The sequence below is a fragment of the Dyella koreensis genome, assembly GCF_044904565.1.
GTDB lineage: Bacteria > Pseudomonadota > Gammaproteobacteria > Xanthomonadales > Rhodanobacteraceae > Dyella_D > Dyella_D koreensis.
Genome location: NZ_JADIKD010000008.1, coordinates 351,618 through 373,685, shown reverse-complemented (window position 1 = coordinate 373,685; position 22,068 = coordinate 351,618). Strand labels below are relative to the sequence as shown.

The window sequence follows — 22,068 nt, the reverse complement described above, 5'->3', positions numbered from 1 at the left end:
GGAAAACGTTTCTTAGATGACTGCGAGAGAGCGCCTAGGGCTCAGCGCCCACGCTTCGGCTTCAGCAGCGTTCCGCAGCACTTCGGCGAACCGCACAGGCAGACCCACAGCTTCTTCAGGCGGGCGGTGTGCGGAACGTCCAGCGTGATGCCGTAGTCGTAGGTGAGCTCTTCACCCGGCTTGATGTTGCGGATGGCTTCGATGACCACCTTGTCCTTGCGCGGATCGCCGCTTTCGCTCTCCACCACCAGCGCCTGGCAGTTCGGCTCGCAGCTGTGATTGATCCAGCGCGCGGTGTTGCCCTTGCGGTTGGCGTCGATCAGGTAATCGTCGTTGAGCGTGAACAGGAACGTGTGGCCCGTCTCGCCACCGTCGCCGTACAGCACGTCGGCCTCGGCGTGGGTCATCAGCGTGCCCTTGTACTCGATGAGTTCCTCACCCTTCTTGATCGGGGTGGCGGCGAATACGCCATTGCCGTGGATCGGCGAGCGGCGGGCGATGATGCGTCGGGTCATGAGTGTCAGGTTTGGCGTCAGGGAACTGGGGATGATGCCTGCTTAGGCAGGAGATGGGAACGGGGAAATGCTGCGCGGCAACAACGATACCGCCCCACCGGCATGCCTTCCGCTCTTGCTCCCCATTCCCCCCTCCCTGCTATATTCAAACAATCGTTTGAGGGAATTCCATGAAACGACTGCTCCGCCTTTCCGCGTTGCTTGCCCTGCTGGCCGGCCTGGTGGCCTGTGGTCCGCCGCGCAAGAGCGTGTTCCCGCCCGCCATCAGCATCCAGGAGATGACGGTGCGTCCGGACGGGCAATGGCAGCTCACCGTGCGCATCCAGAACAACAGCTACGCCGGCATGAATTTCCGCTCCATCGACGGCGAGCTGAAGGTGGCCGAGCTGGTGCCGGTGCGCCTGCACAGCAGTTTCGACCTGGACATCCCTGCCTTCGCCGGCGACATCACCCGCGTCAATGTGTTGCCCACCGCCGAGATGAGCCAGGTGCTCAAAATCGCGGCGGCCAAGGGCAGCAGTGGCTCGGTGCCTTACAGCGTCACCGGCAGCGCCAACGCCAAGCCCGAGCAGGAAGACAAGGCGCGCGATTTCGAATTCCACGGCAACGACTGGCTCTCGCCGGTGCCGGGCATTCCCAACACCTGGCGCTGATCGACGCGCCATCTCTCTCTTCTTACGCAGGAACTTCGCCATGACGATTTACAAGGCTCCGCTCGACGATCTGCGCTTTGCCCTCTATGACGTGCTCGGCGCGGAGAAGACCCTGACCGCCTTGCAGGGTGGCGAAGGCCACACGCGCGATCTGCTCGATGCCGTGGTGGAAGAAGCCGGCAAGCTCAGCGAGGCATTGCTCGCACCGTTCAATGCCAGCGGTGATGAGGAAGGCTGCCGCTATGACAAGGCGACCCAGACAGTGACCACGCCCAAGGGCTTCAAGGAGGCCTTCAAGGCGTTCGCCGAAGGCGGCTGGACCGGACTCACCCAGGCCGAGCACTTCGGCGGCCAGGCGCTTCCCAACACCATCGGCACGGCCACCACCGAGATCTTCCAGGCTGGCAACCTGTCCTGGAGCCTGTACCCGTTGCTGTCCGAAGGCGCCTGCCACGCGATGGAACTGCACGGCACCAAGGAACAGCAGGACACTTATCTCAAGCCCATCGTGGAAGGCCGCTGGACCGGCACCATGTGTCTCACCGAGCCGCAGGCCGGTTCCGACCTCGGCCTGCTGAAGACGCGCGCCGAACCGGGCGACAACGGCAGCTACAAGATCACTGGCACCAAGATCTTCATCAGCGCCGGCGAGCACGACCTGGCCGAGAACATCATCCATCTGGTGCTGGCCCGCCTGCCCGACGCACCGGCCGGCAGCCGCGGTATCTCGATGTTCATCGTGCCGAAGTTCAAGGTGAACGCGGATGGTTCGCTCGGTGCGCGCAACGCCGTCGCCGCCGGCGCCATCGAACACAAGATGGGCATCAAGGGTTCCGCCACCTGCGTGATGAACTTCGATGCTGCCGAGGGCTACCTGATCGGCCAGCCGCACAAAGGCCTGGCCGCCATGTTCACCATGATGAATGCCGCGCGCCTCGGCGTGGGCGTACAGGGCCTCGCGCTGTCCGAGCGCGCGCTGCAGAACAGCCTCAACTATGCGCGCGAACGTTTGCAGTCGCGCTCGCTGTCGGGTCCGAAGTTCCCCGACAAGCCGGCCGACAACCTGCTGGTGCAGCCGGATGTGCGCCGCATGCTGCTGACCCAGCGCGCTATCGTCGAAGGTTCGCGTGCGCTGCTGTTGTACACCTCGCTGCAGACCGACATCGAAGCGCGCGGCGCGGATGAAGCCGCCCGCAAGAAAGCCAGCGACGTCGTCGCATTCCTGATCCCCATCGCCAAGGGCGTGGTGACCGAACTCGCGCAGGAAAGCACCAAGGAAGCCCTGCAGATCTACGGCGGCCACGGTTACATCGGTGAGAACGGCGTCGAACAGTTCGTACGCGACGCCCGCATCATCACCTTGTACGAAGGCACCACCGGCATCCAGGCTGCCGACCTGCTCGGCCGCAAAATCCTCCAGTTGCAAGGCGTCGGCGCCAAGCACTTCCTGGAAGAAATCGGCGCCTTCTGCCAGAGCCACGCCCAGGACGCCGCGCTCGCCTCCCTGATCGGCCCGCTCGCCAAAGCCACCAAGGAATGGAGCGAACTCACCCAGAAGCTCGCCGCGCGCGTGATGAGCAACCCCGAAGAACTCGGCGCCGCCGCACTCGACTACCTCTACTACTCCGGCTACGTCACCCTCGCCTACATGTGGGCCCGCAGCGTCGCCGCCGCCGAAACCAGCAACCAGTCCGCCGCCTTCAAACAGGCTAAGCGCGACACCGCCAGCTTCTACTTCGCCCGCATCCTCCCACGCTGCCTGATGCACAAGGCCGCGATCGAAGCCGGTGTGGAAACCTTGCCCGCGATTGCCTGATCTTCATCAAGGCAAATGCAAAAAGCCCGGCGATGCCGGGCTTTTTGTTTGCGGCAAGAAGCGGTGAACCAAGTCCCCATCCCTCGCCCAATCCTCCGGGAGGGAGAGGCCTCGCTTCGAGGCGGAACAGACCGTCAAGCCGAAGCCCCCGCCCCCGAAGGCAGGACGGGACTTCCGTCATGCACACGGCGTGGTGTAGAACCTGCCGTACACCCACTGATATCCAAGCGCATGACTGACATGAGTTTTCTGATTCGGCTGGCCGAGGATGACGACGACTTCATCCTCGCCCTGGTTCCCCGCTTTGTGGATTTCACCCTGCCGCCCTGGCGCCGGCGCCACGAATGCATCGCCGGCATCCGCAAGGACCTCGCACGCCATCTCGAAGAACAGCCGGCCAACAGTTTCCTGTTCGTCGCTGAAGACGACGGTGGTGAACGCGTCGGCTTCGTCCATCTGCAAAAGACGCAGGACTTCTTCACCGGGCACACCAACTGCCACATCTCCGATCTGGCAGTGGCGCCCGCGCACGAAGGCAAAGGCGTCGGCCGCGCGCTACTGGCTCACGCGGAAACCTGGGCACGCGAGCATCGCTGCATGCTGGTAACGCTGGCAGTGTTTCCGGGCAACGAACGCGCACGCGCGCTGTACGAGGCAAACGGTTACGGCGCGGATCTGCTGCGTCTGGCCAAGCCGGTGCGTTGACGTGGCATGCCGTTTCAACGGCCACCCAAAGGCAACAGAAAGACGCGCCAATCGCACTTCGGTTGACCGTTTCGGCGACACGTATTTTCCTGCGTTTACATAGTCGCCGGAGACATGAACCAAGCGCTTCATCTCCTTGCCGTGCCCTCTTCCCTCGCCGCATCGCCTGCGTAGGATGCGCATCACGGGCGGCGCATTCCGCGCCGCCCGCCACCACCATCCACTCGGGGGAGTTAGCCATGAAGATCAAGTCGATGATGATCGCCAGCGCGTTGATCGTTGCCAGCATGGGCGTCTGCACGGCACAGGCCACAGACACCAAGTGGCAGAAGAATCATCCGCGCCGCGAGCAGGTCAACGATCGCCTGCACAACCAGAACAAGCGCATCCATGAAGAAGTGAAGGAAGGCGATCTGAGCAAGGGTCAGGCGGCGCAGCTGCACAAGGACGATCACCAGATCCGTCAGGAAGAGCGCGACATGGCGAGCCAGAACGGTGGCCATATCACCAAGCAGGAACAGAAGACGCTCAACCAGCAGGAAAACCAGGTCAGCAAGGAGATCGGCAAGTAAGCCCCGGGGCTTACGCTGAGCTGGCAACGAAGGAGCGCATCGCGCTCCTTCGCTGTTTCTGAAGTCATGAAATGACGGCGCGCTTGAACGGCGCGCCGTCAAACTACCCGTGTGTAGGCAGCGTTGCTTCGCCGCTGGCCACGGCCGTGGCCTTCTTTGCTTCAAGGCGCAGATAGCGTCCCGCCAGCGCCGGCATCACCAGCAGGTTGAGCAGGGTCGATGTAGCGAGACCGCCAAGAATCACGATCGCCATCGGCCCTTCCACTTCGCGCCCCGGCTCACCATTGCCCAAGGCCAGCGGCAACAGGCCCAGCGCAGTCACCAGCGCTGTCATCAGGATCGGCGTCAGGCGTTCGCGCGCACCGCGCAGCACGGTGAAGCGATTCCAGTGCACGCCTTCTTCCTCCACCAGATGCTCGTAGTGCGAGATCAGCATGATGGTGTTGCGTGCGGAGATACCGAACAGGGTGACGAAGCCGACCAATGCGCCGATGGAAAGCACGCCGCCCGTAACCGCCGCGGCAATCACGCCACCCACCAGCGCAAACGGCACGTTGGCGAGAATCAGGGCGACACTGCGACGATCCGGAAAGGCCATCATCAGCAGAGCCAGGATGCCGACGCCGGCCAGGCCGCCATGCAGCAGCAGATCGTGACGCGCCTGCACGGCGCCCTGCGCCGCGCCGCCGAACTCGAGGTAGTAACCGGCGGGCAGCTTGATGCTCTTCTCCAGCGCAGCCTGCGCCTGCGCCACGAAACCAACCACGTCAGTAGCGGTAGGCGTCACCGCCAGCACCAGACGACGGCGGCCGCCTTCGTGCGACACGTTCGCGCGCCCGTCGACCAGATCGGTGTCGGCCACTGAAGCGAGTGTCACGTTGCGCCCGGCCGGACTGCGCAGAAGCAACTGCCCCACCGCCTCAGGATCTTTCTGCGTGGCCGGATCGAGCTGCAGGCGGATCGCGATCGGCTGCACGCCGCTGAACACCTCGCCGGCCACCACGCCCTGATGCGAGGCAGCCACCGCATCGAGCACATCCGTCATGCGCAGCCCGTAAGCCGCCAGCCGCACCGGATCGGGTGCGATGCGCAGCGTGGGCACCGTCGGTGCTTCGGCCAGGCGCACGCCACCGGCGCCCGGCACTTGCTGCATGGTCTGCTTCACCTGTGCGGCGAGCTGATCCAGCGTATCGAGATCATTGCCGTAGATGCTCACCGACACCGGCGCGGTTTCGCCGGACAGCGATTCACCGATGCGGTCGCCGAGGAAGGTCACCACTTCCGAACTCAAGCCGGGATAGCTGTCCAGCGCATCCTTCAATGCCTTCTCGATGCGTATCTGGTCGTTCGCCGCCAGACCGGGCTTCAGCTCGACGTGGAACTCGCTCTGGTTCGGCGGCCAGGTGTCCTGTACCGCCTCGGCACGGCCGACCTGCTGCGACACCGTCGCCACACCGGGAATCGCCAGCACGTCCTTGCTGATGCTTTCGCCCAGTCGATCCATTTCCTCGATGGAAGTGCCCGACGGCCCCATCACCTGCAGCACGAAATGGCCTTCGCGGAATTCCGGCAGCAAGGAGGCACCGAAGAATGGCAGTGCCACCACTGCGGCAGCACCCAACAACAGCGCACCGATGAGCAAGGCGCGGCCATGCGGCAGCGCGCGTTCCAGCAAGCGGTGCTGCGCCAGTTTCATGCGCTTCAGCCAGCGCGGCTCGCGATGGCGCTGGTCCGGCCGCAACAGCAGCAGGCACAGGGCCGGCGTCACCGTCAGCGCCACCAGCAGCGACGCGAACGTCGCCAGCAGGAAGGCACCGGCGAGTGGCGCAAAGAAACTTCCCTGCAAACCCGGCAGCAGCAGGATCGGCAGAAACACCAGGCCCACTACCAGCGTGGCGAGCACCACCGGGCGGCGTACTTCGATCGACGCGCCCAGGATCACCGGCAGGCGCGGTGCCGCCTTGCCGGCCTGACGCAAACGCCGCGTGATGTTCTCGACATCGATGATGGCGTCATCCACCACCACGCCCAGGGCCACCGCAAGGCCACCGAGGGTCATGGTGTTGACAGTCCAGCCCAGCCACGGGAACAGCATCACCGCGACGGCGAGCGACAGCGGAATGCTGAGGAACGAAATCAGTGCGGTGCGCCAGTCGCGCAGGAACAACACCAGCACCACCAGCACCAGCAATGCGCCAAGGAGCAAAGCGCCGCGCATGTTCTTCAGCGCGACTTCCACGAAAGTGGCCGGACGATGCAGTGAAGGCACCAAGGTCACGCCCTGCTCTTTCAGCATCGGCTTGAGATCCTCCAGCGCGGCCTCGACCGCGTGGGTGACTTCCAGGGTGTTGGCGCCGTACTGGCTGTTGAGTGCCACCAGCACGCCCGGCTTGCCCATGATGCGCGAGTCGCCGAACGCGGGCGCCGCGTGCTCGGCGACATCCGCCACATCACCCAATGTCACGTTGCGGCCCGCGTGCTGCGTGATGACGGCGCGCGCCAGCTGACCGGGATCACTCAGCGTGCCGTCCGCTTCGAGCACCACACGTTGCGCCGGTGTATCGACATAGCCGGCGCCGCGCACGCCGCTGGCCGATGCCGCCGCCAGGCGCACATCTTCCAGCGTGAGACCGAATGCCGCGAGGCGGTCAGGATGCACGCGCACCTGCCATTCGCGGACGCCACCGCCGAATACGGTGGCATCCGCCACACCGGCCACGGCGAGCAGTCGCGGCTTGATGGTCCAGTCGGCGAGCGAGCGCAAGGCGATCGGATCGAGCTTGTCGCTGAGCAGGCCGAACTTGAGCATGTCCATGGTGGACGAGACCATGGGGCTCAAGGCCGGCGTCTGTACGCCCTGCGGCAGGCGCGTCGCCGCTTCAGTAACGCGCTCGGCCAGCAACTGGCGATCGCGGAACGGATCACTGCCCTCCTTGAACACGACCGTGATCACGGCCAGTCCCTGGATCGACTGCGAACGCACCACGTCCACATCGGTACCGCCGTTCACGGCGTTCTCGATCGGTTGCGTCACGCGCTGCTCCACCTGCAACGCAGTGAAGCCCGGCGATTCCACCTGGATGGTGATCTGCGCCGGCACGAATTCGGGAAACACGTCGTAGCTGGCGACGGTCAGATGATTCACGCCAAAGATCAGTAGCAGGACCGCCAGCAACGCCACCCAGTACGGATGGCGCAACGCAGTGCGAATGATGGCAACCAGCATTAGTCGTCACTCGCCACGGGGCCGGCTTCGGCGGGTACTGGTGCGGCATCGAGCGCGATCAGCGCCTCGACACCACGCGTCACCACTTTTTCGCCGGTCTTGAATGGCTCACCCACCAGCCAGCCGGTTGGCGTCATCGCCAGCGCTTTCACGGCACGGCGCTCGAAGTGCGTGGCATCGCTGACGACGTACGCCCAGGCCACACCATTCCAGCGCACCACCGCACTGCGCGGCAGCAACACGCCCGACAGCGACTCGCCCTTACCCTGCAGTTGCGCGGTCAACATCATGCCCGGCGTCAGCCCTGGCGCCGACGCCTGCAACAGCCAGCCACCGGCAAGCCCGCCACTGCTGCGCGGCAACGCCCCCACCACGCGCGCATCCACCGCCTGCGCCGAAGACAAGCGCAGACTCGCGCCGTTCGCCGCGAAGCCTGCCGGCGGCGTACTCAGAGGCTCAGCCTTGATCAACACCTCCTGCCCGCTCAGCAAAGCTTCCGCACGTGCGCGCAACGCATCGGCACTCAGCGACGCGATACCCGCGCCCCAATCCACCCGCAACTGCGCCTGCAACTGCCGCAGCTTCGCCTGATCCGCCGCCGACTGCGCGCGCGCCGCTTCCACCGCCTTGCGCGACATATTTCCGTCCGCCGCAAACAGCGCCTGCACCCGCTTGTACTCCGCGCCCGACGCTTCTGCTGCCGCCTGCGCCGCTGCCATATCGTCGACAGCTTTGGACAACGTCGACGGATCCAACACCTCCGCCGTCGCCGCCAACTCCGCAGGCGCCTGTGCACCCTGCAAAGCCGCCGTCGTCAGGCCAAGCTTCGCCTGACCCTCCGCATTGAGCTCCGTCGCTGCCGCTGTAACGGCAAAACCGCCCAGCAAAGTGACGACAAGACCGCGCAACAAGGCGCGCTGATACATTCGATTAGTCATCACCATTTCCTCGCGCAAAGCGCGTCGATGTGTAGCTTTTGATCTCCAGGTCCCCTTGCGGCGCTCAAGACTGGACGATCAGACTCCGAAGAAAGAACCATCCCGGCGCCTGACACTGGAAAAGGCACGCAGACGCGACAACCGAGCGACAACGCCACTGGATTCCGGCCTACGCCGGAATGACGAAGCGGAGAGGTCATCGCGAGCACCCAACCCTCTCCGCCGAGGAGGCAGAAAGCGAAGAGCAATCGCCAAACACCGAAACCTCATCCCCCTCCAACGGCGCCCTCACCGCATCCTCCACCGCCCCCAATCCCTGCTGCGCCTGATCCAGCGCCACCAGCTCAGCCTGCCCCGCCGCCAACGCCGCCAACTGCGCATTGAGCACCGCCACGCGGTCATCCTCTCCATGCGCATGTCCAAGCTCGATCTGTCGCTGCAACTTCTGCGCAGCCTGCTGCCCACCGCGCGCCGCACTCAGCGCACGCAAGGCAGCGTCGTACTTGGCGGATGCCGCGACGATCTCGCTGTCGATCGTGGCCTGCACCGCTTCCACATGCTTGCCGGCCGCTTCGCGGCGCGCTTCGGCTTCGGCGATCGGCCCCTGGTTCTGATTGAAGATGGGCAAGGTGGTGCTGAGGTTGAATTGCAGTTTGCGCACACCGTGGTCGTAGGTGTAGCCCGGCCCGAGCGAGACCTGCGGATACTGTGCGCGCACCTGCTGATGCAGTTCGGTCTCGCGGCTGTCGTAGTCGACCAGCGCGCGCTCCAGATCGGCACGCGACAACTGCGCACGCTCGGCCAGCGCGGGAAGTCTGTCGTTGACGGCGGCAGGCGTATCGAGTCCATCCCAGCGCAGATGGACATCGTCCAGCGCCTGCACCGGCACACCGACGGCGCGTGCGAGCCTGGCCCTGGCATCCGCACTGCGTTGCGCGGCAGCGGCGGATTCGTTGCGCGCCTGCGCCAGCGTCTGCGCGGACTGCAGTACTTCGGCCGGCAGGGTTTCGCCCAGTGCATGCCGTTGCTGCAAGGCCGCCTGCAGCTCACCCGCCTTCGCCACGGTCTGATCGGCAAGCTTCTGCTGGCGCTGCGCCAGCATCACGTCCGCCAGCGCGGTGCGCAGATTGCGCCGCACGTCCCACACCTTCTCCGCGTAATCCAGCCGCGCACCGCGCACACCGGCATTGGCCAGATCCGCACGAAGGCGGCGGCGCAACAGGGTGTCGATCAGCATGTCGGTGGTGATGCCCCACAACCACGGACTGCTGCCCGCCTGCGATTGCGTGTAGCGCTCCAGCGCCAGGCTGACGGTGGGATTGGGCAATGCTTTGGCCGTCCGAATGGCCGCATCCGCTTCCGCCAGATGCGCGCGCGCTTCGGCCAGATCGGGATTCAATACCAACGCGGCCAACAGCAGTTCGGAGCGGCCGTAGGCTGACGGCGGCCAGGCTTCATGACCGGCGGGCAACAGCGTGCGCATGCGTTCGGCTAGCGCGGGATCGTCCAAACGCCGTGCCTGCCATTGCGCATGCGTCGCCGCGGTGTCGATGGGTTTGGGTTGATAGCTCGCACAGCCCGCAAGTGCGAGCGCCACGGCGGCGCAGAGCCATCCATGTCGGCGAAACGAGAATCGGGGAACAGGGGTCGGGGACATGGCGGCCATCGTGGCCGCCAGCGCTTAGGACACCCTTAAAACCTTGCGCAATAACCGTCGGAACGAAATTTCTTGCCGCGGATGCGCGACCCACCGGGCCGACCATTACAGCTCAATGACGCGCGAATGACCAGATATTGACGCACCGCACCATCTTAAATAGCCTCGATTCATCGCAGCCCTGGGGAGGATTTGCTGCGATGCAAGACCCAAGGCACGAAGCCGTCACTTTCGCCTGATCGGGGAATAATCACCATGAAAGAACGACTTAAGCGGCGCCCTTTGGCGCTCGCGGTACTGCCCTTGTGCTGTATGAATGCCCTCGCCGCCTCCGCAGCCTGGGCCGACGATAAACCCGCCGCCGATGCGGCCTCGCCTGACAAAGCAAGACAGCTCCAGCAAATCGTCGTCACCGGTACCCGCGCCACCGACCGTACCGCTTCCGAATCACTCGCACCCATCGACGTACTGACCCCCGCGGATCTCACCGCCACCGGCAGTACCGATCTCGCCAGCGCACTCAGCAGCCTGCTTCCCTCGCTGGATTTCCCTCGCCCCGCCATCAACGATGGCAATGACGCGATCCGCCCCGCCAGCCTGCGTGGTCTGTCGCCCGACCAGGTGTTGGTGCTGGTGGACGGCAAGCGTTACCACACCACCAGCCTGGTCAATTACAACTCGTCGGTGGGTCGTGGTTCGGCGCCGGTCGATCTCAACTCGATTCCGATTGCCGCCATCGATCACATCGAAGTACTGCGTGATGGCGCGGCCGCGCAATACGGTTCCGACGCCATCGCGGGCGTGATCAACGTGGTGCTCAAACGCGGCGGTCAACCAGGCAACAACAGCGTGACCGCCAGCGGCGGCGTGATGGACAAGGGTGACGGCGCGCAGAACGGCGTCCAGGGCTCGGTAGGCATTCCACTTGGCGGGACCGGCAGCAATGCGCCCGGCTGGGCACGGCTGGCGTGGAACTACCAGAACGCGATGAACACCAATCGCGCCGAAAACAAGGACAAGTCCACCACGCTGGCGGGCGCGCCCAATCCCAGCGGCATTCCGTACGAGCGCTACGGCGATCCGGCGGTGAAGACGTACCAGGTGCTGCTCAACTTCGGCTACAACATCACGCCGAACATCGAGCTGTACGGCTACCTCAACGGCAGCAAGCGCGATGTCACCTCCAACGGTTACTACCGTGCGTACAACTCGGCGCGCAACGTGCCGGCGATCTATCCCAACGGTTTCCTGCCGCAGATCGTCAACCACAGCAACGACCTCGCTGCGGTACTCGGCGTGCGCGGCAAGACCGATGGCGGCTGGCATTGGGATTTCTCGGCCGATCATGGCGAGAACAACCTGGTGTTCGACATCGCCAACAGCGTCAACACCAATCTGTACTACACGCTGGGTCATTCGCCGACGTATTTCCACGCCGGCACCTTTCGCAACAAACAGAGCGTGGCCAATCTGGATCTGAGCAAGGACTTCGGCGTCGGCTTTCTGCCGAACCCGGTCACGGTGGCGTTCGGTGGCGAGTACCGCAAGGAAACTTATGTGATCGACGCGGGCGATCCGGATTCGTACTTCTTCAATCCGGCGACGCTGATTCCAGGTACCACTACGCCATATGCCGGCGGCTCGCAGGTGTATCCGGGCCTGACGCCGGAAGTGGCCGGCAGTTTCGGCCGCCACAGCGAAGCGGCATATCTGGATCTGGAAACCGATCTCAGCAGCAAGCTGTCGGCCGGTGTGGCGGCGCGCTACGAGCATTACAGCGATGCGGGCTCGACGCGCTCGGGCAAGATTTCCGCGCGTTATCAGTTCACTGATACGTTCGCCCTGCGCGGCACCGTGTCGAATGGCTTCCGTGCGCCGTCGCTGGCGCAACAGAACTACGAGTCGGTGGTAACGCTGATCCAGAACGGTCAGCTCGCGCAGATCGGCACGTATCGCACTTCCGACCCGGTCGCCATTGCACTCGGCGCAAAGCCTCTGAAGCCGGAGAAATCGACCAACTACGGCCTGGGCGCGGTGTGGCAGCCGTTCGACAGCTTCAGCACCACGCTGGACCTGTATCAGATCCGCATCGGCAACGCGATTCTCTACTCCGACCAGATCGCGGTGAGCATCCCGAACAGCCAGGTGACCGGCGCGCAGTTCTTCGTCAACGGCGCTACCACGCGCACGCGTGGCGCGGACCTGATCGCCAACTATCGGCTGGATCTGAATGCGTGGGGCAAGCTCACGCTGACGGCCAGCGGCAACTACAACCAGACCAAGGTGCTGAGTATCTCCACGCCGGCTTTCGGCCGCGCCAGCGAGGGCTTGCTGACTTCGTCAACGCCGCGCACCAAGTATGTGTTCAGCGGTGACTGGGCGTTCCACGACTTCAACCTGCATGCCAACCTGACCCGCTATGGCTCAGTGATCCGCCGCGGCGACATGGACGACGGCAGCCAGGACCAGAAGTTCGCCGCGCGCTGGCTGCTGGATATGTCCGCCAGCTACAACCTGCAGGACTGGTCCTTCACCGTGGGCGCGGACAACCTCACCAACCAGTACCCGACCAAGGCCTCGCTGGCCAACGTGTACGAAGACCGCGCCGACGGCTTGCAGTATTCGTCGCTGTCGCCGTTCGGCTTCAACGGCCGCTACTGGTACGGCAAGGTCACGTATCGCTTCTGACGACGGAACCTCTCCGCGCCTGCCCGGCGCGGGGAGCACTGGCTTGCGCCTCAACCGCGCGCCATGCCGTTGCGTTCGCCGCACACCCTTCGGAGGAGGCGTTGTCCGGCGCCGGCATGTCGCCCCGCAGTTCTGATTTCGAGGGGTATTCGATGCAAGGCGATAGCCAAGGCTTTTCGATGAAACGGCGCGATCTGTTGCGCATGATCGGCGTCACCGCCGGCAGCGCCGTGATGTACCAGGCGATGAGTCGCCTGGGCATGGCGGCAGAGTCCACCTGGCGCGGACCGATCAAGCTCGAAGGCGCACCCAAGGGTGCATCGGTGTTGATTCTTGGCGCGGGCATTGCCGGTATGGTGGCGGCGTATGAGTTGCGCCAGGCCGGCTACAAAGTGCAGGTGCTGGAATACAACCATCGCGCCGGTGGACGTAACTGGTCGCTGCGTGGCGGCGACCGCTTTACCGAACTGGGCGGCTTCACCCAGCACTGCCAGTTCGAGCAGGGGCTTTACGTCAATCCAGGCCCGTGGCGCCTGCCGCATCATCATCACGGCATCCTCAGCTACTGCAAGAAGCTCGGCGTACCGCTGGAAGCGTATGTGCAGGTCAACCACAACGCCTATCTGCACAACAGCAAGGCGTTCGGCGGCAAACCGCAGCGCTACCGCACGATCAATGCCGACTACCGCGGGCATGTCGCTGAACTGCTGGCCAAGACCACGCAACAAGGCAAGCTCGACGCCGCGGTGAGCAAGGAAGATCAGGAACTCTTGCTGGAATCGCTGCGCGACTGGGGTGCGCTCGAAAAAGACCTCACCTACGCACGCGGCATCGCCAGCAGCAACCGGCGCGGTTTCGACAAGGATCCGGGCGGCGGCCTTTCCGCGCGCCCCGTGCCTTCGCAACCGGTGGGCTTGAAGGATGTTCTCAGCTCGCGCCTGTGGACGGGCCTTTCCGCTGGGGAGATCTACGAGTTCCAGACCACTCTGTTTCAGCCGGTGGGCGGCATGGGCCGGATCGGCGAGGCGTTTGGCCACGAGTTGAAGGACGTCATTCGTTACAACGCCAAGGTCACCGCGATCCAGCAGGACGAACGCGGCGTGAGTGTCGCCTACGAAGACACCACCGCGCCGGGACAGACACACACTGCCAGTGCCGACTGGTGTCTGTGCACCATCCCGCTGTCCATCCTCAGCCAGCTACCGATCAACGTCAGCCAGCCGATGGCCGACGCGATCGCCGCCGTGCCTTATGCGGCCGCGGTGAAAGTAGGCCTGCAGTTCAAGCGGCGCTTCTGGGAGGAGGACGAGCACATCTACGGCGGCATCAGCTACACCGACTTGCCGATCGCCAACATCAGTTATCCGAGCACCGGCTATCACAGCGGCGGCAAGGGCGTGCTGCTCGGCGCCTATATCTGGGGCCTCAGCGCATACGAGTTCACCGCGATGACGCCAGCGCAGCGTGTGCAGAAAGCCGTGGAGTACGGCAGCCAGATTCACCCGCAGTACCGCGAGGAGTTCGAGAACGGCGTGGCCGTGGGCTGGCACCGCTCTCCCTTCACGATGGGCTGCTTCGGCGTATGGACGGAGGAGGCACGCGCCAAGCACTACGACAATCTGTGCAAGATCGACGGCCGCATCGCGCTGGCCGGCGAGCACGCTTCGTATCTGCCGGCCTGGCAGGAAGGCGCGGTGACGTCCGCGCTCGACGCCATCGGCCGCATCCATCAGCGCGCCATCGCGGGGGACAAGGTATGAAACGTATAAGCAAAGCCGTCGGCGTGGCGGCGCTGTGTTTCGCATCGACGCTGCATGCGCAGTCGTCCGACAACGCCGGACACATCGGTTCGAAGCTGGCCGCGGCCGATGGCGAAACGATCTTCCGCAGCATCTGCCAGGGCTGCCATATGCCGGATGCGAAAGGCGCGCAGGGTGCGGGCACTTATCCCGCGCTCACTGGCAACCCGCGATTGGTATCGCCGCAGTACATGGCCGCGGTGATCCTGCACGGTCGCCGCGACATGCCGTCGTTCAAGCCGACGCCCGGCGCGGAGGATCGCTTCCTGGAAGATGCCAAGCTCAGCGACACGCAGATCGCCGGCGTGATCAACTACATCCGCACTCATTTCGGCAATCAGTACAGCGATAGCATCAGCGCCGAGGAAGTCGCCTCGATGCATCACTGATTCGGTATCCGTCATCCCCACCCAAGAGGAATGGTTTCATGCGCAAGCTCGCAGGCAGTCTCGCACCGTTGCTGTTGCTCGTCGTCACGGCGGCGTCCGCACAATCCGCACAAGAAGTGGTGCGCTACAAGATCCCCAACAGTGACTTCCCCATCTCGGCCGCGGTCGAAGTGCCGGCCGGCAAAGCTACGGTCTATGTAAGCGGCAATGTGCCGCCAGTGGTGGATGCGAAAGCGCCCAAGGATTCCGTCGCCGCTTATGGCGACACCAAGACCCAGACCATCGGCGTGCTCACCGCGATCGAGAAGCAACTCAAGAGCATGCATCTGAGCATGGGCAACGTGGTGAAGATGCAGGTGTTCCTGGTCGGCGACGAGAGCCACGGCGGCCGCATGGACTTCGCCGGCTTCATGGCCGGCTATACGCAGTTCTTCGGCACCAAGGAACAGCCGAAACTGCCGGCGCGCTCGGCCTTCCAGATTGCCGCGCTGGGCAATCCGGGGTATCGGGTGGAGATCGAAGTGGTGGCGGTACGGCCCTGACCTGGGAACGGGGAACGGGGAACGGCAAGAGCCTCGCGCGCTTCCAGCCTGGCGCTCTTATTCCCCGTTCCCCGTTCCCCGTTCCCCACAATCCAACGCCAAAAAAAAACGGCACCCTTCCGGATGCCGTTTTTTCGCAATGAAACGCGGTCAGTTCTTGGTGACTTCAGCCTGTTCGATCAGGTCCAGGCGCTGCGCGACGCGGTCGATGTTGGCCAACGACAGCAGGTGCGCGTAGATCCAGCCGAACACGCCTTCCTTCAGGAACTCGTGCGCGGTCTTCTCGTCGAGGTTACGCAGCTTCTCCTCGCTGACCACGTAAAGGCCATTGAGGTTGATCGACTTGCCGTCCTTCTCGAGGCGGATGTTGCGCGGCTCGAGCAGGTCATGCTTGCGCAGCTGCTGCATGAACCACTGCGTGCGGCTCACGTGCTGCTGGAACTCGCCGAGGAAGTTCACGGCGTTGGAAAGCATTTCGCTGTCCGTGCCGTCTTCCTTGAACAGGCGCTCGCCTTCCTTGTCGCCGAAGCCTTCGTAGGCCTCGTCGAGGAACACAGTGAAGTCGTCACCTTCCTGGTCGGCGGGCTTTTCGGCCAGCACGAACGGATAGCGGCGCACGAAGGCCGGCACGTAGGTGTTGGCGGCCCACTGGCCGTCGGCGTCGACGAACAGGTTCTCGTTCTGACGCAGGCCGAGCAGAGCCATCGGGCCTGCTTCTTCCATGGTCTGGCCGGCGAACAGGATCGGCAGGTCGCGCGCGGCGGCCGGGAATTCCACGCCGGTGAGCGGCACCGAATGCACGCCAGCGGCGAACTTCAGGCTAGGAATGCCCTTGAGGCGCAGATCCTTGTGTTGGGTACGGTTGAGCGGCACAGGGCGCTCGTAGAAAAGAACTTCAGCCACGTCACTTACCTCTGCCCCGCCGTGCCGGGGTCGCCACCCAGGCTTCCCCTCCCAAACCCGGCGTCGGGTCTACAGATGAACAAGCACTATATCAGCGCGTGGGCGATCCCGGAAACCACCCGTAGCGGGACCTATCTTTCAATCCTGACAAGCATTTGCATGCGTTTTGCAACGAAGTTGGTCTATGCTGCGGAAAACCCGAGCACCGTTGCATTGTTTGAACGCTCTTTCGCTTTTGCCTGAAGGACGACTACATGCCGATGGAAGCCCCAATGCGGCTGATCGAAATGCCGAACCGCGTCGCCGATCTGCACTCGACCCGAGTGCTGTCGCTGGACGCCGGCGGCCGCATTCTTGACTGGATCAGCTGGCAGGAAGCCGTTTGCCTTTACGTCCGCGAGGCCGTGGCCTGGACCCTCGGCGACCCTTGCCTGACCGTGCATGGCGGGCACAACCGCGAGCTAGGCGAACAGAGCCGGCTGCATCTGCACCCGATTGTCGCCAGCACCGGCCATTGCCACGACCACGCCATCGACCCGGCGCCGGCCCTGACCAATACCGCGCTGTTCGCGCGCGACCGCTATATCTGCCTGTACTGCGGCGAGCGCTTCAGCCGCGGTGAGCTGACCCGCGATCATGTGCTGCCGATCTCCAAGCGCGGCAAGGACGAGTGGGAGAACGTGGTCAGTGCCTGCCTCGCCTGCAACCTGAAGAAGAGCAACCGCACGCCGCAGCAGGCCAACATGCCCTTGCTGGCCGTGCCCTACCGGCCGAGCTGGGTGGAGCACCTGATCCTGTCCAACCGCAATATCCTGGCCGACCAGATGGAATTCCTGGTCAATCACCTGCCGCGCGATCGCCGGCCGATGATGGCCTGACGGCTTGAGGCAGGCTCAGCGCCTGCCCGCCTGTCGCACGTCCTCGATCGCTTCCTCGAACTTCGCCAGATCACTACGCGCGGCTTCCGCCAGCCGTGCGTAATGATTGCGGATCAGTTCCAACTCCCGTTCGTCCAGCTCCTCCAGAGCCAACAGCGCGTTGTGCGCGCGGCTGCTGCAGATCAGCTCGTCCAGCTTGATCTGCAAAGCGGCGCTGTCGCGGTTCTGCGTGCTCTGGATCAGGAACACCATCAGGAAAGTGATGATGGTGGTGCCGGTGTTGATCACCAATTGCCAGGTATCGCCGAAGTGGAACAACGGCCCGGTCAGGGCCCAGACCACAACCACCAGCACGGCCAGCAGAAAAGCGGCGGGTCGGCCGGCATGGCGGGCGGTGGCATCGGAAAAGCGGCGAAAGGCGGTCTGCGGGGTCATGACACGCTCCTCGGGGGGGGTGCGGATGGCCCAAACACTGGCTACCAGCGCGTAAGTACGATGTGACACAAGCTTTTGTTTTGGCTGAACGAAGCGCATGACACCGCGCTTTCAGGATTCCGCCCTTGCTCCGCCCTGCCGCTGGTTCAACAATACGCGGATGAACGATTTGTCCCATTACCCCCATCTGGCGACCATCGACACGCCGGCCGACCTGCGCCGCGTCCCCGATGAGGAGCTTCCCGCCGTCGCGGACGAATTGCGCCGGTACCTGATCGAAGCCGTCGCCAGCTCGGGCGGCCACTTCGGCGCGGGCCTGGGCGTGGTGGAACTCACCGTGGCGCTGCACCACGTGTTCGACACGCCCAACGACCGCCTGGTCTGGGACGTCGGCCACCAGTGCTATCCGCACAAGATCCTCACCGGCCGCCGCGACCGCATCACCAGCATCAAGAAGAAGGATGGCCTGGCGCCGTTCCCGCGCCGTGAGGAAAGCGAGTACGACACCTTCGGCGTCGGCCACTCCTCCACCTCGATCTCGGCTGCGCTGGGCATGGCGATCGCCGCGCAGCGCAAGGGCGACCCGCGCAAGTTCGTGGCGGTGATCGGCGACGGCGCGATGACCGCCGGCATGGCCTTCGAAGCACTGAACCACGGCGGCGACGTTGAGCCGAACATGCTGGTGGTGTTCAACGACAACGGCATGTCGATCAGCGAGAACGTCGGCGCGCTGACCAAGATGATGGCGCGCGCCATGGCCAGCCACACGCTCAATGTGTGGCGTGAGCGGGCCAAGCGCGCGATCCCGAAGCAGTCGTTCTTCGGCCGCTTCTTCAAGCGCTGGGAAGAACACGCCAAGGGCATGTTCGTGCCGAGCACGCTGTTCGAGGAACTGGGCTTCCATTACACCGGCCCGATCGACGGCCACAACATCCCGCAGCTGCTGCACGCGCTGCGCACGGTGAAAGAGCTGCCCGGCCCGCAGCTGCTGCACGTGATCACCACCAAGGGCAAGGGCTACGCGCCCGCCGAGCAGGCGCAGATCGAATATCACGCGGTCGGCCCGTTCGACCCCCAAGCAGGCCTGGTGAAGAAAGCCGGCCCGGCCAAACCGACCTATACCGACATCTTCAGCGACTGGCTGTGCGATCAGGCCGCGGCCGACGAGCGCTTGCTCGGCATCACACCGGCGATGCGCGAGGGCTCGGGTCTGGTGCGCTTCTCCAAGGAATACCCGCAGCGCTATTTCGACGTAGCCATCGCCGAGCAGCATGCGGTGACGCTTGCGGCAGGCATGGCCTGCGAAGGCGCCAAGCCAGTGGTGGCGATCTATTCCACTTTCCTGCAGCGCGCCTACGACCAGGCCATCCACGATGTGGCGATCCAGAACCTGGACGTCACCTTCGCCATCGACCGCGCCGGCGTGGTCGGCCCGGACGGTGCGACGCACTCGGGCAGCTTCGATCTGAGCTTCCTGCGCTGCCTGCCGAACATGATGATCATGGCGCCGGCAGACGAAAACGAATGCCGCATGATGCTCAGCACCGGCTTCGCTTATAACGGCCCCGCCGCCGTGCGCTATCCGCGCGGCACCGGTCCCGGCGTGCCGCTGCGCAAGGAGCTGGAAACCCTGCCGATCGGCAAGGCCGAACTGCGTCGTCGCGGCCGTCGTCTTGCGCTGCTGAGCTTCGGCGCGATGCTTGCACCCGCCGCCGAAATCGCCGCCGAGATGGACGCGACGCTGGTCAACATGCGCTTCGTGAAGCCGCTGGATGAAGCGATGATTCTTGAACTGGCGAAGACGCACGAAGCCTTCGTCACGCTGGAAGACAACGCTGTTGCTGGCGGCGCCGGCTCCGGCGTCGCCGAATGCCTGGCCGCGCACGGCGTGACACTGCCGATCCTGCATCTCGGCCTTCCGGACGTCTATCTGGAACACGGCAGCCGCGAGGAAGTGCTGACCATGGCGGGGCTCGATCTGCCCGGCATCCGCAACGCGATCCGCGCGCGGTTCCCGGCGCTGACTTCGACGGCGGTGACCAGCGTCAGTTGAGCGACGCATCGTACGCAAAGAAAAGCCGGCCCGAAGGCCGGCTTTTTTGTTGCTCGGATGGCGCTTACTTCAAGCCATTCGACATCGCCTTGATCAAGGTACCCGTGGAGTCATCGCCACTGAACTCCCACGAGAAGGCGCCGCCCAGCGACTGCGACTTCACATAGTTCATCTTGCGCTGGATGTTGGCCGGATCGTCGAAGCTCCAGAACGTGGTGCCGTTGAAGATCCAGTGCGCGCCGGCGCTGGTATTGTCGAACGCGGGGTAGCCCAGGTTCTTCAGTACCTTGTAGTCCTCGATGCCGGCTTCATACGTACCCGGCGCCGCGGTGGTGCTGGCCTGGAACAGACCGTTGTTGGCGTTAGGCACATTGGTCCAGCCGCGGCCGTAGAAGCCGATGCCGAGGTTGATCTTGGCGGCAGGCATGCCGGCCGCGATCAAAGCCTGGATCGCATCGTTGGTGTTGTACTTCGCCGCATCGCCGGTCGAGGGATCGCCGAGCGGTGCATACAGCGCGGAGTGGAAGTTGGTCGGGCTCTCCCACGGGCCGTGGAAGTCGTAGGTCATCAGGTTCACGAAGTCGATGTATTGCGCGTACTGACTCGGCTGCGTGACCCGGACCTTGTCGACGCCGGCGCCGCCCGCGATGGTCAGCAGCAGACCCGGACGCACCGCATCCAGCTGACGGCGGAATTCGGCCAGCAACGCGGTGAAGTTCGCCGTGTCGGCACTGGTGCCGCAGCTGAGTCCGCATGCCGCCGGATACTCCCAATCGATGTCGATACCGTCGAACACGCCCGCCGCCGCGCCAGCGCCACCGGCACTGTCGGTCACCGGCAGATTGCCCTTGATATACGCATCGATACAGGAAGCCACGAACGACTGGCGGTTGGCCGCCGTTGCCGCGCTGGCGAAGCCGCGCGACCAGGTCCAGCCGCCGAGGGAGATCAGCACCTTCACGCCGGGATACTTGGCCTTCAGTTCCTTGAGCTGGTTCCAGTTGCCGCGCAGCGGCTGGTTCCAGGTATCGGCCACGCCACTCACGCTGCTGGAGGCGTCATACGACTTGGTGTAGTCGGCATACGCATCGCCACCCACGCCAGTGTTTGGGTCGGATGCCTGCGTCACGCCCACTTCGCAGATGTTGTTGCGCACGTTGCCGAACGCGTAGTTGATGTGGGTGAGTACCGCGGCGGAACCGCTGGTGTCGATGTTCTTCACCTGATAGTTGCGGCCGTAGATACCCCACTGCGTGAAGTAGCCGAGCACGCGCTTGCCACCGCCACCGCCGCCACTGGTCGCCGTCTTCGCACTGATCGCCGAACTCAGCGCCGAAGCGTTGCCTGCGTTGTCGCGCGCACGCACGGTGTAGCTGTAGCTGGTGTTCGCGGCGAGGCCGGTGTCGGTGTAGCTGGTGGCGCTGGTCGAACCGACCAAGGTGCCGCCGCGATACACGTCATAACCTGCCACGCCACTGCCGCCGGTATTGTCGGTTGAGGCCGTCCACGACAGCGAGATGGTGCTGGAGGTCTGCGAAGTGGAAGCGAGACCCGCGGGTATGCTCGGCGGCGTGGTGTCACCGCCGCTGGCCGGGTTCACCGTGATGCTGACCGTGGCCGAGGTGCCGGTGAGGCCACCGTTGTCGGTCGCCACCGCTTTCAGCGTGTAACTGCCGGCCGGCACGTTGCTCCAGGTGATGGAGTAAGGCGACGAGGTATCCACACCGAGCGAAGTCGAGCCATTGAAGAACTCCACCTTGCTGACCGTGCCGTCGCTATCGGCAGCCGTTGCCGTCAGCGTGATGTTCGCGCCAGCGGTGAACGTGGCGCCATTGGCCGGCGCAGTGAGCGCGGCGGTCGGCGGCTGGTTGGTGGTGGCGCCGCATTGCCCAATATCCTGGTACCAGCCGCAGCTCGGACAGTAATCAGGCGGCGTGTTCCAGATCTGCGTGAGCGCCTGATACAGATGGTTGTTGTAAACCATCTTGTCGCCCGCGTTGTAGATCGTGGTGGCGTTCCACGCCGCCACGCCGGCACAGGTCGCGCTCTGCGCCTGGGCCGCTCCGCTCCACAAGGCCGCCGGCACGATCGCCAGCAGCAGAAATAGTCTCAACAGGATGCGCATGACATGACTCCAGTGATCGAATGAGAGTTCGAACAGCTGGACGACGCGACACAGTTCGCTGGATACGCGCGCACCATGCAGCCAGGTTCTGGATGACATGGTTCAAACATCCCTGTCAGTGCCCGCTATGCCACCCGGCTCCGGTCCCCACCGGTACTGCCTGCCAGGCCTCCC

At 64.2% G+C, this 22,068-nt stretch carries 18 protein-coding genes; 11 read left to right on the top strand and 7 right to left on the bottom strand.

The genetic code is table 11. From position 1 onward, the window contains the following. Positions 1-41 precede the first annotated feature (41 nt). Positions 42-515 (bottom strand): SET domain-containing protein, encoded by a 474-nt coding sequence (locus ISS97_RS07285; RefSeq protein ID WP_379986929.1) that lies wholly within the window; start codon positions 513-515, stop codon positions 42-44. Between the two features lie 170 nt (positions 516-685). Between ISS97_RS07285 and ISS97_RS07280 the strand changes: the two genes are divergently transcribed. The 4 genes from ISS97_RS07280 (at position 686) to ISS97_RS07265 (ending at position 4,261) form a co-directional block, all read left to right on the top strand. Beyond that, the gene (locus tag ISS97_RS07280) at positions 686-1,168 is read left to right on the top strand and encodes a hypothetical protein (protein WP_379986930.1); all 483 of its coding nucleotides are present in this window, start codon (positions 686-688) and stop codon (positions 1,166-1,168) included. Positions 1,169-1,208: 40 nt separating this feature from the next. After that, complete coding sequence (locus ISS97_RS07275) at positions 1,209-2,984, top strand: acyl-CoA dehydrogenase C-terminal domain-containing protein (RefSeq protein WP_379986931.1); 1,776 nt, start codon at positions 1,209-1,211, stop codon at positions 2,982-2,984. 231 nt (positions 2,985-3,215) lie between these two features. Then, positions 3,216-3,689: a GNAT family N-acetyltransferase gene (locus ISS97_RS07270; protein WP_379986932.1), complete on the top strand. Its 474-nt coding sequence runs from the start codon at positions 3,216-3,218 to the stop codon at positions 3,687-3,689. A gap of 239 nt (positions 3,690-3,928) precedes the next feature. Further along, complete coding sequence (locus ISS97_RS07265) at positions 3,929-4,261, top strand: hypothetical protein (protein WP_379986933.1); 333 nt, start codon at positions 3,929-3,931, stop codon at positions 4,259-4,261. A gap of 103 nt (positions 4,262-4,364) precedes the next feature. Here ISS97_RS07265 and ISS97_RS07260 read toward each other — a convergent pair whose 3' ends face one another. The 3 genes from ISS97_RS07260 to ISS97_RS07250 all read right to left on the bottom strand — a co-directional run bounded on the left by ISS97_RS07260 (position 4,365) and on the right by ISS97_RS07250 (position 10,022). Continuing rightward, a complete protein-coding gene (locus tag ISS97_RS07260) occupies positions 4,365-7,487 on the bottom strand; it encodes an efflux RND transporter permease subunit (protein WP_379986934.1) in 3,123 nt (1,040 codons plus the stop codon). After that, positions 7,487-8,425, bottom strand: a complete 939-nt coding sequence (locus ISS97_RS07255; RefSeq protein ID WP_379986935.1) for an efflux RND transporter periplasmic adaptor subunit — start codon at positions 8,423-8,425, stop codon at positions 7,487-7,489. The genes ISS97_RS07260 and ISS97_RS07255 overlap by 1 nt, the downstream gene beginning before the upstream one ends. A 196-nt stretch (positions 8,426-8,621) precedes the next feature. Then, a complete protein-coding gene (locus ISS97_RS07250; RefSeq protein WP_379986936.1) occupies positions 8,622-10,022 on the bottom strand; it encodes a TolC family protein in 1,401 nt (466 codons plus the stop codon). A gap of 372 nt (positions 10,023-10,394) precedes the next feature. Between ISS97_RS07250 and ISS97_RS07245 the strand changes: the two genes are divergently transcribed. From ISS97_RS07245 to ISS97_RS07230, 4 genes are all read left to right on the top strand, one after another. After that, complete coding sequence (locus tag ISS97_RS07245; RefSeq protein ID WP_379987209.1) at positions 10,395-12,770, top strand: TonB-dependent receptor plug domain-containing protein; 2,376 nt, start codon at positions 10,395-10,397, stop codon at positions 12,768-12,770. Positions 12,771-12,922: 152 nt separating this feature from the next. Next, a complete protein-coding gene (locus tag ISS97_RS07240; RefSeq protein ID WP_379987210.1) occupies positions 12,923-14,530 on the top strand; it encodes a flavin monoamine oxidase family protein in 1,608 nt (535 codons plus the stop codon). Beyond that, positions 14,527-14,958: a c-type cytochrome gene (locus tag ISS97_RS07235; RefSeq protein WP_379986937.1), complete on the top strand. Its 432-nt coding sequence runs from the start codon at positions 14,527-14,529 to the stop codon at positions 14,956-14,958. The genes ISS97_RS07240 and ISS97_RS07235 overlap by 4 nt, the downstream gene beginning before the upstream one ends. 38 nt (positions 14,959-14,996) lie before the next feature. After that, the gene (locus tag ISS97_RS07230) at positions 14,997-15,500 is read left to right on the top strand and encodes a RidA family protein (protein WP_379986938.1); all 504 of its coding nucleotides are present in this window, start codon (positions 14,997-14,999) and stop codon (positions 15,498-15,500) included. A gap of 150 nt (positions 15,501-15,650) precedes the next feature. Here the strand turns inward: ISS97_RS07230 and ISS97_RS07225 are convergent, their stop codons facing one another. Continuing rightward, complete coding sequence (locus ISS97_RS07225; RefSeq protein ID WP_379986939.1) at positions 15,651-16,403, bottom strand: SapC family protein; 753 nt, start codon at positions 16,401-16,403, stop codon at positions 15,651-15,653. A gap of 75 nt (positions 16,404-16,478) precedes the next feature. Here ISS97_RS07225 and ISS97_RS07220 point away from each other — a divergent pair, with 75 nt between their 5' ends. Further along, entirely contained in the window at positions 16,479-16,646 is a 168-nt protein-coding gene (locus tag ISS97_RS07220) for a hypothetical protein (protein WP_379986940.1), read from the top strand. A gap of 11 nt (positions 16,647-16,657) precedes the next feature. Next, complete coding sequence (locus ISS97_RS07215; RefSeq protein WP_379986941.1) at positions 16,658-17,281, top strand: HNH endonuclease; 624 nt, start codon at positions 16,658-16,660, stop codon at positions 17,279-17,281. A 15-nt stretch (positions 17,282-17,296) separates the two neighbouring features. On the opposite strand, the gene ISS97_RS07210 is transcribed toward ISS97_RS07215, so the two are convergent. Continuing rightward, positions 17,297-17,716 (bottom strand): low affinity iron permease family protein, encoded by a 420-nt coding sequence (locus ISS97_RS07210; RefSeq protein WP_379986942.1) that lies wholly within the window; start codon positions 17,714-17,716, stop codon positions 17,297-17,299. Between the two features lie 160 nt (positions 17,717-17,876). Between ISS97_RS07210 and dxs the strand changes: the two genes are divergently transcribed. Continuing rightward, a complete protein-coding gene (gene dxs / locus ISS97_RS07205) occupies positions 17,877-19,769 on the top strand; it encodes a 1-deoxy-D-xylulose-5-phosphate synthase (RefSeq protein WP_379986943.1) in 1,893 nt (630 codons plus the stop codon). A 64-nt stretch (positions 19,770-19,833) separates the two neighbouring features. Here dxs and ISS97_RS07200 read toward each other — a convergent pair whose 3' ends face one another. Beyond that, on the bottom strand, positions 19,834-21,894 hold the full coding sequence (locus ISS97_RS07200) for a glycosyl hydrolase family 18 protein (RefSeq protein ID WP_379987211.1): 2,061 nt from the start codon (positions 21,892-21,894) through the stop codon (positions 19,834-19,836). Positions 21,895-22,068 lie beyond the last annotated feature (174 nt).